Origin of the sequence: Okeania sp. KiyG1, assembly GCF_014132355.1 — a bacterium.
Classification (GTDB): domain Bacteria; phylum Cyanobacteriota; class Cyanobacteriia; order Cyanobacteriales; family Microcoleaceae; genus Okeania.
Map to the genome: position 1 here is coordinate 21682 of NZ_BLZO01000176.1, position 14971 is coordinate 36652.

The following is a 14971-nucleotide window of genomic DNA, read 5'->3' on the forward strand; positions in this document are numbered from 1 at the left end:
GGGGAAGTCAGGAGGACCGAGTCAACCCACCCCCAACCCCTCCCTGGAGGGGAGAAAGAAGAAGAAAGAGGAGTAGAAGGATAAAGTTTTTTGGTTGCGTAAAGGTCATGGACTTCTATCGCGCTCTTATCCGGACACGATATCATACCTCAAATTACCAACGCCCAATTTCCGTATCACCATAGTATAAAAAGACTTCGCCTTCAAGTGTTATTTAGATGGGTTTTATATCATGTCCGGATAATTAGTTATAAAAAAAACTTTCCCCTTCTTCTTCTTCCTTCTTCCTTCTTCTTTCTTCCCTCCTGACTCCCCCTCCTGGGAGGGGTTAGGGGTGGGTTGACTCGGTCCTCCTGACTCCTCCGTCGTTATTTATTTATAACTGTTCAACCGGACATGATATTATTGCTTCCGCTCAACCTAATAGCTACAGAGAATTGAGTATGTACTAAACTATAACGTCTTAGTTTTTGTATATAATCTTCTAGTTTAGATTATAGCAAGTTTTTATTGAAAATGAATTTATACTTAGGGCTTGATTTTGGCACTTCGGGAGCGCGTGCAGTGCTTATTGACTCTAACTTTCAACTTAAAGCACAAACACAGTATGTTTGGGAAAATACTCAGGAAAATAAGTTGCCTCATGTTTGGCAAACGGCTTTATTTAATCTAATTTCCGATATTCCTCAAGAAATGCGAGGAGATATTCAAGCGATCGCTATTGATGGTACTTCGGCAACTGTACTATTGTCCAATAGTTATGGTAAACCAGTGACTGAAGCGCTTCTTTACAACGACAGTAGGGGAGTGGCAATGATGGATAAGTTGAAAAGTATTGCTCCACTTAATCATCCTGTTATTAGTGCTACTTCTAGTTTGGCAAAGTTGTTGTGGTTGATTGAAAATGTTTCTCTGTCAAATCAAAGTTATTATTTTTTGCATCAAGCTGACTGGTTAGGGTTTTTGCTCCATGGAAAACTAGGAGTTAGTGACTATAACAATGTTTTGAAACTAGGTTATGATGTTGGCAATTTATCTTACCCAAACTGGTTGACTGATTTTGTTAATTCTGAAGTTGGGGGAAATATTCTTTTACCAGAAGTCGTCACACCAGGTGCAATAGTTGGGAATGTTACTCCAGAAGTTGTTAATAGTTTTGGTCTATCTCCTGAATGTGTTGTCTGTGGCGGTACAACAGATAGTATTGCTGCTTTTATGGCTAGTGGTGCTAATACTCCCGGAGAAGCAGTAACTTCTTTGGGTTCGACTCTGGTGTTAAAACTGTTGAGTCGTACTAGAGTTGATGATGCTAAATATGGAATTTATAGTCATCGCCTGGGAGATTTGTGGTTGGTCGGTGGTGCTTCTAATACTGGAGGCGCTGTTTTACGACATTTTTTTACTGATGCTGAGTTGTCAAGTTTGAGTAGTCAAATAGACCCTAATGTTCAAAGTGAGTTAAATTATTATCCCTTGCTACAAAAGGGCGATCGCTTTCCGGTCAATGACCCAGAATTAATGCCACAATTAACCCCTAGACCAGAAAATTCTGTTAAGTTTCTTCATGGTTTGCTTGAAGGTATTGCCAAAATTGAATTACGAGGCTATGAATTGTTGCAGGCATTAAGCGCAGCTACACTCACAAATGTCTATACTGCTGGGGGCGGTGCTAAAAATCCTACTTTTACAGCGATTCGAGGACGGTATTTACAAGTACCTATGACGAAAGCTGTTTATACAGATGCAGCCTATGGTAGTGCTATTTTAGGAAGTCGTCAGTTTATTTCTCATGACTAAATATTACAGACCTCTCCGGAAAAGAGGGAGTAGGGAGTAGGGACCCACCCCTAACCCCTCCCAGGAGGGGAAAAAGGGAGTAGGGGGAAATAATTGATGATTTATCTACGATAATTGATTAGACATAGGCGTGAAAATCAAAAATAAAATCAATTATTATCCATAAAATATCAATTCTTCCCCTCCACGGTCGGGGAGGGGCGAGGGGTGGGTTCCCTGTTCCCAGCTCCGGTGTTCCCTGTTCCCTCTTTTCTGGAGATGTCTATTTGATTTTTTATTATTGGAGATGTCTAGTAGTTTGCAACTTTCCGGAGGTACAAAATTCTAGAGAAGTCGGCAAAAGTGACTAGAAAAGACCATCATTTATCTTCATATTTGAGGAAGGTCTTGCAATATTTTCGGATCGATTATTTATTAAAAATTATAACAAAGAACGAATTGGTTAGGGCTGATGTTGATGATCGATCTTAGACAGAGAAATTATTTTCCCACTTTTCCCTGTTCCCTGTTCCCTGCTATAAATTAGAATTTATAGCATTTTATTCAGGCTTATTAGTTATTTATACTTATTGAATTTTCTTGAAGAATTGTTGAGAAATTGCTGTCTAGATCGGGTCAGGATCAATTTTAAGCTTCAAACTCACTAATCTGGACAAGACAAAAATTATCTAAATGAATAGGTTACTTTTTGAGTAATTTTAGGAGATAATAAAAAGTATCAAGTTGAGGTGAACTTTATGAACAATGTTGTACTTTGCGAAAACAACAAACTCGTTGCTCAAGTTGCTAAATTAAGTGGAATGAATTCTATTGAAGCAGCAGAGTCATTATCCGCACTTGAAAGATTTACTACTACAGATTTTCGTAAAATTAGAAGGGCAGATAAAGAAGGAAAAAACGAAGAAAATGTTAAAATTCTTAACAAATTTATGCACAAAATGCCCGCTTATGATGGTGATATTTATCGGGGTATGTCTTTTAGTGAAAAATCAATAAAATCTTTTATTCAACAGTTAAAACCCCATGGAGATTATACTTTAGATTCGCTCACCAGTTTTACTTCCGATCCAAAAATTGCTGAGACTTATTCTGGTCATTGTTACCAAGTAGTGATTCGGGTAAAGCACAATCATTCGGGAGTGTCTATTAGTGATTTTTCTGCAATGTATAGTGAAAGCGAAGTTTTAGTTCCCAAAGGTACTAAATATGAGGTAACTAATGTACCCAAGGAAGTTAGAGTGGGACAAATAAATTATGTTGACCTAGAAGAAATTTCTATTACAGAAGAAAGTTATGAGAATAATTAACTTTAAATAAGGAAGAAGGAAGAAGGAAGAGGAAGAGGGAATAGGGAAGAGGGAAGAAGGCTGAAAAACCTGAAAAAAACTTAAATTTCCTGTAGATATTCATCCTTGGGTTTGCACAAATCAGTTTAATTGCACATAGATCCAATACCAGACCCTTAACGAAGTCAGAAGTCAGAAGTCAGAAGTCAGTAGGAGCGATTTCCGTTTGTCATGCTCCTAATTAGGGTTTGCTGAAAAAGTCTTATGGGTGAGGGTAGGAGACAACCCACCCTAACCCCTCCCAGGAGGGGAGACAGGAGACAACCCACCCCTAACCCCGACCGTGGAGGGGAGGGGAAGACAGGAGAAATGGGTACGAGCGAGGAGGTAGGAGCTAAGTTTTGTAAGAATGATTTTTCTGCCCAACTATGCGCCTAAAATACTAACTTTTTGAGCGTGAAGAGCTGAAAACCAGGCACTTTTTTTCAACCAAAAAAGGCTAAAACCTTTATCTGTAAATACTTTTAGATTTAATCAGCAAGCCCTAATTACGCGAATCGCCCGTACAGAAGTTATTTTTGTAACGGGGATTTAAGCAAGGTTCCAAAAATATTGCGCCTTAAAAGGCGGGGTTGCGCGACCCTTATGATTTTGATCAGGAATAGGGTGTTACATATTTGTGCATTGAAATTATAGTTTGAGAAAAAGAGGAAATATTAAAGATTGATTAACTTTTCTGCAAAGATTCATCTCTTAGTTCAGCAACGCCGGAATAGGGGTTATTAACTGTTGAACTAAAAATGTAGAAAGTAGTTGCTAAAAGTAGAAAAGTGTTGTAATATTAAGCAGGTACAAAACTTAAGATGAATTATAGTGAGTGAATGCGACTTGTTGACAGACATATTATTAACCGAACACATATCTATTGGCGGGTGTGTGATGAGTTAGCCTTTAAATCAAAAAACTTGTACAACCTGGCTAATTATCATTGTCGTCAGCATTTTTTCAAGTGCTCAAAAAGTCTGGATTTAACTAAACTGTATCACGCCACCAAAGATAGCGATGCCTATAGAGCATTACCAACTAAAGTATCAAAACAAATAATAAAATGCTTGGTTGCCACTTGGCGTGGTTATTTTCAAGCTATAAAAGAATGGTCGCGCACATCCAGAGAAGTTTTTAGGTAAACCAAAAATACCAAAGTATAAAAATAAAACTCAAGGTCGAAATGTTGTTATATATTCAAAGGAATCAGTCTATAAAGCCCCTCTTTTAGATGGTATTTGTCACTTATCAATGAGTGAAATCAAAATACCTGTAGTTGTGGAAACTGTAATCGAAGTCAGGATAGTACCTGCTACTAACTGCTATATAATTGAAGTAGTCTATGAAAAAACACTTCAGCCACAAATACACTCAACATATGTAGCCGGAATAGACTTAGGAATTGACAGATTAGTTGCTCTATCTACAAACAAGCCTGGTGTGAAACCACTGCTTGTTAACGGGAAGCCACTAAAAAGCGTCAATCAACTTTACAACAAGCGTAAAGCCAAGTACCAAAGTCATCTCAAAGGCAACAGAAAAAGCAGCCGTAAGATAGAAGCATTGAGTTATCGTCGGAACCGTTTTGTTGAGAATTATCTCCATAACACCAGCAAATTAGTTGTCAATTATTTAGTAACTAATAATATTGGTACTGTAGTCATAGGAAAAAATGATAACTGGAAACAAGGAGCAAATATAGGCAAAAAAAACAACCAAAATTTCACCCAAATACCACATGATAAGAAAGCCCAAGCAAATTACTTATAAATGTCAGCTAGCAGGAATAAAGGTGATTGAAACAGAGGAAAGCTATACAAGCAAAACATCTGCCGTTGACCTAGAGCAACCAGTTAAACATGAAACTTATAGGGGTAAACGAGTCAAACGTGGTTTATTCAGGAGTGGAACTGGTATAGTAATTAATGCCGATATCAATGGCAGTCTTCAAATTTAAGATAAGAAATTCCCAGAGGTATTTACTGCCGTTTGCGCAGCATTCCGAAGGATGGGAATAGTGAGCTGTGCCGTACAGCCAGTATTGGTTAATCCAATATCAAGATAAAAGCTGTTTCATTTTTCTACAGTTTTTTTCGTACGGTGCAACCCCACTTGGCGCAAACTTATACTCCAGATTATTTAACTGGCAAGAAAATAGTCATAATTTCCCCTTTAGTTGGTCGTTGTCGCACTACCAATTTTCCCCCTATTGCTTGAAAAAGATTTTTAGTCACTTTTAAATTTAAACTAAGATTACCTGTTTCTGGTTGAAACATTAATAAAGGACCAATAGATTTAAATGGTGTTTTTGTGCAACTGGTAAAAGGTGAGTGACTTTTTCCACTCATATTAGAATCAGATTTAAGCTGCAATTTTAACTGACTTCCAGCTAACATTACTTCCACCTGCATAAGACTGCCAGGAGGTAAATTTCGGGAAAAATTTTCAATCAAATTTCCTAATACTTGGTCAAGCATAACAGGGTCACTAACAACAGTTGGCATTTTAGGAGGTAAAATAACTTTGAGAGTATGATTTCTTTGAGCTGCCTTTTGTTGCCAACGAGGTATACTATTTTGAAAGACTTGAGCTAGAGGAATAGTTGTTAATTGTAGGTATGAATGTTTTTCTTTTAAGAGTTGCTGAGTTTCTAATTCTGCTGCTCTAAAAATTAGATTAAAGCGGTCTATTTGGGAAGTACATTCAGCATCAATCATTTGTAAACGCTTTTTTATTACTTCTTGATTGAGATTAGGACGCTTTAATAATAGGCGAGTTAAAGTCTGAATTGTTGCTAAAGGAGTTTTGACTTCATGGGCGATCGCTTGTAACAGTTCTACATCGGGAGATTGAAAATTTTCAATGGTAGATTTTAGTGATAAAGTCGTTTTCTGATTGTTTTTACTTTTGTCATAAGTATTGACTTCTAATTTTTCATGTTTACCATCTACAGTTGGTAAATTATCTAATAATAAACGACTAAATTTCATCACTATTTTATAGTCTGGTTCGCGAGGTGGAATTTTATCGAATATGCCGTCTAAAATTGCTAATTTTTGAGAATATCGATCGATAATTTTTGATGTTTATTGATATTTTTAGAATAAAAATTGGTAAGTAATACTATTCGTTGACGTAAAATAATCCATGCTCTTTCAACTACTTCTGGGTCAAAAGAAAATAGAAAAGCTGGTGTATTATCTATGCTTTTTCCTAAGACCATAACCAAACTAAACTCAGCAGTTAAGACTAAACAAAACTGCTCATTTATAATTGGGTCTTTAGTTGATAAAGGTAGTATTGGTATAAAATCAGAAAAGGAATTTATACTATCTGCTCCTGGTAATAGAGGCAAACTTTGTCTTCTAAAAATAAATGACCAGTCTAAATTTTCCTGTATTTCACTGGTAAAAACTGAAGTATAAAAATTCGTAGTTAAAGCAGGATTTGTTAAAATAGGAGTAGGACTAGATAATACTAATCCACGATATGATTTGGCATGAGAAAAAAATGAATTAGGAGTAGACTCTTTTGAATTGCCACTAGAATCTCTCTCATTTAATGAATAAATAGTTTTTGTAATCTCTTGATTGTTAAAATCTCGTTCGTCTAATGTTTTTGATGAATTTTCTAATAATTGATTGACAGTAGCGATCGCGCTATACCATTCCTTTTGAGCCTTTAAATACAAATCTTGATTTCTCTGTTTCATAGAAGGAGGAGAATTTTCCTTTGCCAATTCCATTGTTTTTGTAGGCAAATCATCACTTGACATTTCTAGGGCAAAAATGTCACTTACAGTTGGTAATATATAATTATAGTTGTCCATTTTTTCCATAATATAAATAAATAATCTTAATTTATTAACTGATAAATTTAAACTTCTACAGAAACTTTAACTAACTTTACTAGAAAGAATAGTAAAATAAAGAGCAAAATTGTCAATATTTTTTCTTGTCTTCTGTCTTAAATTTTGTGTATTAAGTTTTATAACACTCGAAGGAAAGGTGTTTGACAGATCAAAAGCTTAAAACTCAGACAACGTAAGATTTTGCCTTTTTCCTTCTTTCTTCTTCCTTCTTCCTTCTTCCTTCTGCTATACACCCAAGAATCAAAAATTGGATAATATTTAATTGGAAAATCGATCCTCTTCCTTGATAGAAACATTCCCTAATTAGTTGTCCCGACCAGGATTAGACCTTTAATACTTAGGGTATCGGTATTAATCCATTAGAGTTGTTGGTAGAACCGAACTAAATAACCGCAATCTCCGCTTATTGTGAAAAAAGTCAATAATTTGATTGTTGAATTGATAGAAAACTTTAACTAATATCAATTCAGTTGAAAGATTTCACAAATAATTTCACTTCTGACGATCTGAAATAATTATTTGAAATTACTATAGCAATCCTATTTTATTCGTGTCAAAAATCTTACTGCTTTTTAGGGAATAGGAAACAGGGAACAGGGAACAGGTAAGAGTTTCAGTTTTTTTATCTACTTTTTGATTTGTCGCAACCTATTTAGGATTGCTATATAATGTTAAAGTTTTTAGTCCTTATATCTAGCAATAGATGTCATATAGCACTACGCAATTAGGGCGCGGACAATACTAAATTCTGAAAGTAAGTCAGAGATTACTTTTGACTTTTAACTTTTGACTTTTGAGAACCTTTACAATCTTTTTTTACTTATCAAAACCTCTGATGCCTGTATTACTGACTGACGCAAAAAATATATTATCCGACTTGCTCGCTAATTATAGTTCTCAAGTGGATTATTTGGCCATTCGCCTAGAAGAATCTCAAGGAACAGATATTCTCTTGCGAGGCAACAAAATAGAAACCCTAAGCGAAGGTCTTTCCATAGGTGGTCAAGTTCGAGCTTGTTACCGAGGAGGTTGGGGTTTTGCCAGCTTTAATCAACTCTCAACCTTGAAAGACAGAATAGAAGAGGCGATCGCTGTGGCCAAATTGATTGGAGAAGAAGAAACAATTCTAGCTCCCATCCCCATAATTCAAGCAACTCATGCAGTTCATCTCACAGGTACAGACCCGCGTCATATATCTTTGGCCAACAAAAAAGAACTATGCGAACATTATGGCCAAGTGTTGCGGAGTGTCGATAGTCGAATTACCACCGTATCTGTTCGTTATGGGGACAGTACCCAGAAAGTAATTCTCGCTACTTCCGAAGGCACAATGTTAGAACAATCGTGGGTAGATATGGAAATACGTTTTGCTGCCACTGCCAGAGATGGGGAAACCGTACAAACAGGTAGGGAAACTACTGGCTCCCGCAAAGCTTATGAAGATTTAACTAATTTAGATAATTATGTTCGGAGTGCTGCGGAAAGAGCTGTGAATTCTCTAGCTTTGCCCATTGTTCAAGGTAATACCTATACTGTAGTTATTGACCCAATTCTCACAGGTCTATTTGTTCACGAAGCTTTTGGTCATCTCTCGGAAGCAGATATGGTCTACGAAAATCCCGATCTATTGGAAGTGATGACAATTGGTCGGAGGTTTGGTCCAGAAAATTTACAAATATTTGATGGTGCTAAGATTTCACCCTTGCTAAATAATGTAGAACAAGAAGAAGTGCATCGAGGTAGTTATATATATGATGATGAAGGTACTCCAGCAACTACTACCCAGTTGATTCAAGATGGTGTTTTGGTAGGACGTTTACACTCGCGGGAGACTGCAGGAAAATTGGGAGAAGCACCGACGGGTAATGCACGTTGTCTTGATTATCATTATCCACCTATAGTCAGGATGACTAATACTTGGATAGCACCAGGAAATACTCCTACTTCAGATTTATTTTCAGATATTAAGGAGGGAGTTTATGCTCGCAACTGGTTGGGTGGGATGACTAATGGGGAAATGTTTACTTTTAGTGCTGGGGAAGCTTGGATGATTAGAAATGGTAAGTTAGCCGAACCAGTGCGGGATGTGACTCTTTCTGGAAATGTGTTTGAGACTTTGGCTGATATTGAGGCGATCGGCGATGATTTTTTTTGGGATGAGTCTGGGGGTTGTGGTAAAGGTGGGCAAGATGGTTTGCCTGTTGGTTGTGGCGGACCGAGTTTGCGTATTCAGAATGTTGTTGTTGGTGGAGATGCTTCGTGAAGTCAAAAGTTAGAAGTTAGAAGTTAGAAGTTAGAAGTTAGAAGTTAGAAGTTATAAGTTAGAAGGAAGAGGGAGCAGTAGTTATCAAAAGTCAAAATTCAGAAGTCATAAGTTAGAAGTTAGAAGTTATATCATGTCCGGATAATAGCGTGGTAAAAAAACTTTCTCTGTTCTCTTTTTCTTTCTTCCCTCTTGTTTGCGGAGCATTCCGTAGGAAATTCTGGATTCTGACTCCTGAGTAGTTTAACTGTTCAACCGGACATGATATAACTGATAACTGATAACTGATAACTGATAACTGAAATGACTTCTCCGCCTCTACTTCGACGAGAAATTGGTGTGTTCGGCGCTACCCTCATGGGTTTAGGTTCAATTGTGGGTACGGGAGTATTTGTCAGCATTGGTATTGCTGCTAGTATTTCTGGTCCATCGGTAATTATTGCAGTGGCGATCGCTGCTATTGTTGCTATCTGTAATGGTCTCAACAGCGCCCAGTTAGCAGCAAACCATCCTGTGAGTGGCGGTACTTATGAATATGGTTATAAATATCTGAATCATTGGTTGGGTTTCATCGCTGGATGGATGTTCCTGTTGGCGAAAAGTGCTTCTGCTGCTACTGCTGCTTTGGGTTTTGCTGGTTATTTGCTGAATGCTTTTGGTGTGAATAATCAAACTTGGTTGGTTTTGACTGCTTTAACTGCTGTGGTTGTATTAACAATAGTTGTGTTAAGCGGAATTCGTCGTTCTAATTTTACTAATATTATTATTGTTTCGATTACGTTATTTTCTCTAATTATGTTTATCTTGGCAGGGGTGCCTCAAGTAGTATCGTCTGGTGGGGAAAATTTAACGCCTTTTTTTCCTGGGGATAAACCTATAGCATCTTTACTTCAAGCTGCTGCTTTAATGTTTGTTGCTTATACTGGTTACGGTCGTATTGCAACTTTGGGGGAGGAGGTAAAGGAACCACGACGTACTATTCCCAGAGCGATCGCCCTAACGATGCTCGTCACCTGTCTGTTATATATATCGATCGCTGTGGTTACTGTGGTAGTTGGTCAGGAAGTGATTAATAAATTATCTACAGCAGATGTTAGTTTAGCTGCTCCTCTGGAAGTTATTGCTAAAGTAGGAGGTTTAGGTGTTCCTGTGATTCCGAAGTTAATTGCTATTGGTGCTGTGACGGCAATGTTGGGAGTGTTGTTAAATTTAATTTTGGGTTTGTCGCGAGTTTTGTTAGCAATGGGGCGTCGGCGAGATGTACCGAGAGTTGTTGCTAGATTGAATAGTGAGCAAACTACTCCTTATATAGCTGTGATAGTAGTGGGAGTAGCGATCGCTTTTTTAGTTTTAATTGGTGATGTGAAAACTACTTGGTCTTTTAGCGCTTTTAATGTTCTGATTTATTATGCTATTACTAATTTTGCTGCTCTGAAACTTTCTCCAGAAGAAAGACTTTATCCTAAGTGGTTAGGTTGGGTAGGTTTAACTGCTTGTTTGTTTCTAGCTTTTTGGGTAGAACAGCAAATTTGGTTAGTAGGTTTAGGGTTAATTCTTGTTGGTTTAATTTGGCATAGTTTAATTCATAGATTAATTAACGAATAGCTTTAATTTTCCGTTGTTAGAAACCTACGATAATCTATGAGCGATCGCCGGTTGTGCGTCAAGAAAGTGTGGTTCGTGTGGGGAGGGTGGGAAGTGTGGTTCGTGTGGGGAGAGCTGAGAAAGTAGGAGGAATAATTCTACCTGTATCTTTTCCTAACTTTTTGCTCCAAGAAGCTTAAATATTTGCACCCCCTTCGCGACCAAAATGCGCTCAACCTTTATATATCAGTGCTTTTAGATTAGATTCGCAAGCCCAACTTAACTTATCCCACACTTTACGCTCTGCACAACCCGATCGCCTATAATACCAAGCGTCAAAAAAGAATGTTACGAATAATAAGAGCAATTAAAATACTTTATAGGAGATGCTTCATGGACTAAAAAGATAAATTCAGACCTAAAAACAGCCATTAAAGCCATTCATTTGGTTGAGGCTTTCTTAAGTTATATATTATCCGTTTAATAAGGATTTGTCGTTGTTTCTTTGTCTACTTCATTCTACTAGCTCATCTGACCATCAACGTTTGCTCTAGTTATGGGTAAACTACAGACTAAAAAATGGGATATTTTTGTTTGATGAAGGCAGCTAATTCATAAGCAAATACAGTTGAGATTAAGATAAAAGTTTATCTGAAAAATAACTTAAATATGGGTTTTTACCTACTACATATTTACCCAAAAATTATTTAATTCAACTGTATTGATACATAAGCGATCGCCCCTCATTTATTTTGTTTTAAACAAGTTAATAAATCATCTAAATTTTCCCAATTCCCAATCAATTCTCCTAAGGTTTCTAAATTTTCAATAGACAATTTTTGTATCTGATTTAAAATTGTTTCAGGAATTTATCCAAAACTCTTCCGCATTAGACGCAATATCATATCCATTTAATTTTTCCTGAAAGCAAAGTCTGTCTTAGGGCTGATGAATCTCATCATAAATAATAAATATAGTATTGATATTTTAATTGTAAGCATTCAGCTATTAGCGGTCACCTATCAGCTTTTTAATGAATGAAATAAAAATAGGTTTAACTTATACTACATTTTTTACCTATAAATTTAAGCACAAGAAAGACTTGTTTTGAGTTTTTAACTCATACAATTCAAGGGAATGAAGCTGAAGTCCGCAGTTCCGACCATAGGAGGCCAGCTGAATGCTGACTGCTGTTTGCGCAGTATTCCGCAGGAAATGCTTACTTTTAATTTGAGTAAAGTATTCCCTTGAATCAAGGCGTAAATCGTAATTAAATATTACACAAAGTTAAGATAGAATACATTAACCTACATATTTAAAATCCATACTTTAATTATAATTCCTGTGAATCTAGGTAATTGGGTTGGGCTATTCGCCATCCTTGCTTCCATATATATATTGTGGCAAATCCGTCAATTATTACTGCTAGTATTTACCGCAGTGGTAATTGCTACTACTCTCAATAAACTGGCTAGATGGCTACAACGTTTCAGAATAAATAGACCCCTAACTGTATTAATCTCGGTCAGTCTATTTATACTCATAATTGTGACTTTTTTCTGGGTAATTGTTCCACCCTTAGCGGAGCAGTTTCAACAGTTAATAACTATTGTTCCCTTGGGTATTAATAAATTAAATGATTGGTTAAATATACTCAAAGAACAATTACCTATTCAACTTAGAGAGCAATTACCAAACATTGATATTAATGAAGTTGTTACTCAACTACAACCTATATTTAATCAACTAATTAATAATGCTGGAGAATTTGTTGGTAATACTTTCGGAATATTTCTGAGTTTACTACTAATTCTGGTTTTAACCATAATGATGTTGGTAAATCCTAGTCCCTACCGTCAAGCATTTATACGATTATTTCCCAATTTTTACCGACAACGAGTAAACCTAATTTTAAACCATTGTGAAATAGCATTAGGAGGGTGGGTAATTGGTACTTTAATTAATATGAGTGTAATTGCTTTACTAAGTTTTATTTGTCTATCTATATTGCAGATTCCTCTTGCTTCAGCTCAAGCTGTTTTGGCAGGGTTACTAACTTTAATGCCAAATATTGGACCCACTCTTAGTGTAATTCCGCCGATGGCGATCGCTTTGATAGATTCTCCTTTAAAATCTGGTTTAGTTTTGTTGATTTACATTCTGATTCAACAAATTGAGGGTAATATTTTGACTCCTTATGTGATGGCGAAACAAGTTTCTTTGTTGCCTGCTATTACATTAATTTCTCAAGTATTTTTTGCTAGCTTTTTTGGATTTTCAGGACTTTTACTTGCTTTACCTTTAACAATTATTACTCAAGTCTGGATTCAAGAGTTATTAATTAAAGATATTCTCGATAATTGGCAAGTTGAAAATTTTTTAGACAAAACAAATACTGTAGATGCTATCTCTGAATATTCTGAGGTTGATCGTAACGAGGTAGAAGATAAAATTGATTCTGAAGTAGAGATAGTAGAAGATAAAAGTATAAAAGATGTAACTCGTTCTAGTTCAGAAGAAGAAAATTAATACTTTGTACCTTGTATAGCGTTTCTCAAGTTACTGAGGAACAGTTGTTTTTCTTCTTTTCTCTCTTGGTGCGCTTTCCCTCTCTTGGTCAGCATTCCGCAAGCGAGCTGACGGCGACGCGGGGTCTGACCGCTTGCGACTAAAGTCGTCGCGGGGTCCCACCGCTATTCCCTATTCCCTATTCCCTATTCCCTACTCCCTATGAGAACAATTGCTGAAATTAACGACAAAATTATCAACAAAAAAGCCGTTGTATCCACAGTAACAGAAGTAAAAACTAGAGTTGCTGAAACCAGTGTTACCCAAGTAGCAAAAGAAGTTGATGTAATTACCACCGGGACTTTTGAGCCAATGGAGTCCTCTGGAGCCATCATTAATCTAGGACATACTGACCCACCAATTAAAATTCGCTCCTGCTGGTTGGATGGCATCCCTGCTTATTCGGGCTTTGGGGCTGTAGATTTATATCTTGGCGCTACTCAAATACCTGAAGATAGTGAAGAATCTAAAGAAAGAGGTGGTGGTCATGTAATTGAAGACCTAATTGCAGGTAAACCTGTCCATCTTAGGGCCATTGGTCAAGTAACAGATTGTTATCCCAGAGCTACCTTTGAAGCTACAATCACCCGTGAAACAATTAACCAGTTTTATTTATTCAATCCACGAAATCTATATCAAAATTTTATAGTTGGTGTGAACGGTGGCGATCGCCCTCTATTTACTTATCTTGGCCCTCTGATGCCAAATTTAGGTAATGCAGTTTATTCTAATACTGGTGCTATTTCTCCACTATTCAATGACCCAGACTTACAAGTAATTGGTCTTGGTACTCGTATATTTTTGGGTGGCGGTATTGGATATATAACTTGGGAAGGTACCCAACACTTTCCTTTACAAAAACGTTTACCTAATCGTACTCCCATTGGACCTGCTGCTACTTTGGCCTTAATTGGAGATGCTAAACAAATGCAATCTAAATGGGTGCGTGGTTGCTATTTCAAAAATCATGGTCCCTCAATTATGTTGGGTGTGGGCATTCCTTTACCTGTTTTGAATGAAAAAGTAGTGGCTAACTGTACTATTCAAGACCAAGATATTGTTGCACCAGTAGTAGATTTTTCTATTCCCCGGCGAGTGCGTCCAACTTTTGGCTTAGTGAGCTATGCTCAACTCAAGTCTGGTCGTATAAAGATAGAGGGCAAACTTGTTAGATGCGCTCCTCTTGCCAGTATTTTCCTTTCTCATCAAATTGCTTTAGAGTTAAAACAGTGGATTGAAGCAGGAGAATTTACTCTAACTGAATCAGTTGCTCCAATTCCTATGGATAGAACTTTTTTACCATTTCTAGAAAGTTAGTTTTGTTCAAGAAGGAAGAAGGAAGAAGTAAGAAGGAAGAAGGAGAGAAGCAAGAATGAAAAAACGATTTAGGGCTGAGTTTGTTGGAAAAATTGGATGGGAATAGTCAACGACTACCTTGATCAGGAGTGAAATATTAAGCATAAATCCTACATTCCGCACGACAAAACGTAGCATAAAAGTATAAGTCATGCATCGAGTGCTAATTGGCGAGGTTTCCTACGCGGCGCCTACTGTGCG

At 36.9% G+C, this 14971-nt stretch carries 12 protein-coding genes; 10 read left to right on the plus strand and 2 right to left on the minus strand.

Going from position 1 to position 14971, the window contains the following annotated elements; all coding sequences use genetic code 11:
* Positions 1–516: 516 nt before the first annotated feature.
* The 5 genes from SAGCYANO_RS38640 to SAGCYANO_RS38660 all read left to right on the plus strand — a co-directional run bounded on the left by SAGCYANO_RS38640 (position 517) and on the right by SAGCYANO_RS38660 (position 5085).
* Positions 517–1797, plus strand: a complete 1281-nt coding sequence (locus SAGCYANO_RS38640; RefSeq protein ID WP_202224873.1) for an FGGY-family carbohydrate kinase — start codon at positions 517–519, stop codon at positions 1795–1797.
* Positions 1798–2534: 737 nt separating this feature from the next.
* On the plus strand, positions 2535–3104 hold the full coding sequence (locus SAGCYANO_RS38645) for an ADP-ribosyltransferase (protein ID WP_202224874.1): 570 nt from the start codon (positions 2535–2537) through the stop codon (positions 3102–3104).
* Between the two features lie 860 nt (positions 3105–3964).
* A complete protein-coding gene (locus tag SAGCYANO_RS38650; RefSeq protein ID WP_202224875.1) occupies positions 3965–4270 on the plus strand; it encodes a hypothetical protein in 306 nt (101 codons plus the stop codon).
* A gap of 109 nt (positions 4271–4379) precedes the next feature.
* Entirely contained in the window at positions 4380–4898 is a 519-nt protein-coding gene (locus SAGCYANO_RS38655) for a transposase (protein WP_202224876.1), read from the plus strand.
* Between the two features lie 22 nt (positions 4899–4920).
* Complete coding sequence (locus tag SAGCYANO_RS38660) at positions 4921–5085, plus strand: hypothetical protein (protein ID WP_202224877.1); 165 nt, start codon at positions 4921–4923, stop codon at positions 5083–5085.
* Between the two features lie 178 nt (positions 5086–5263).
* On the opposite strand, the gene SAGCYANO_RS46690 is transcribed toward SAGCYANO_RS38660, so the two are convergent.
* Complete coding sequence (locus SAGCYANO_RS46690; RefSeq protein ID WP_237397106.1) at positions 5264–6118, minus strand: sensor histidine kinase KdpD; 855 nt, start codon at positions 6116–6118, stop codon at positions 5264–5266.
* Positions 6119–6177: 59 nt separating this feature from the next.
* Positions 6178–6957 (minus strand): hypothetical protein, encoded by a 780-nt coding sequence (locus tag SAGCYANO_RS46695; protein ID WP_237397107.1) that lies wholly within the window; start codon positions 6955–6957, stop codon positions 6178–6180.
* 877 nt (positions 6958–7834) lie between these two features.
* Between SAGCYANO_RS46695 and SAGCYANO_RS38670 the strand changes: the two genes are divergently transcribed.
* The 5 genes from SAGCYANO_RS38670 (at position 7835) to SAGCYANO_RS38685 (ending at position 14731) form a co-directional block, all read left to right on the plus strand.
* Complete coding sequence (locus SAGCYANO_RS38670) at positions 7835–9262, plus strand: TldD/PmbA family protein (protein WP_202224878.1); 1428 nt, start codon at positions 7835–7837, stop codon at positions 9260–9262.
* A gap of 303 nt (positions 9263–9565) precedes the next feature.
* Positions 9566–10867 (plus strand): APC family permease, encoded by a 1302-nt coding sequence (locus SAGCYANO_RS38675; protein WP_202224879.1) that lies wholly within the window; start codon positions 9566–9568, stop codon positions 10865–10867.
* A 53-nt stretch (positions 10868–10920) separates the two neighbouring features.
* A complete protein-coding gene (locus SAGCYANO_RS48575; protein WP_255502869.1) occupies positions 10921–11046 on the plus strand; it encodes a hypothetical protein in 126 nt (41 codons plus the stop codon).
* Positions 11047–12190: 1144 nt separating this feature from the next.
* Complete coding sequence (locus SAGCYANO_RS38680) at positions 12191–13375, plus strand: AI-2E family transporter (RefSeq protein WP_202224880.1); 1185 nt, start codon at positions 12191–12193, stop codon at positions 13373–13375.
* 201 nt (positions 13376–13576) lie between these two features.
* Positions 13577–14731 (plus strand): homocysteine biosynthesis protein, encoded by a 1155-nt coding sequence (locus tag SAGCYANO_RS38685; RefSeq protein ID WP_202224881.1) that lies wholly within the window; start codon positions 13577–13579, stop codon positions 14729–14731.
* The last annotated feature ends 240 nt before the right edge of the window (positions 14732–14971 follow it).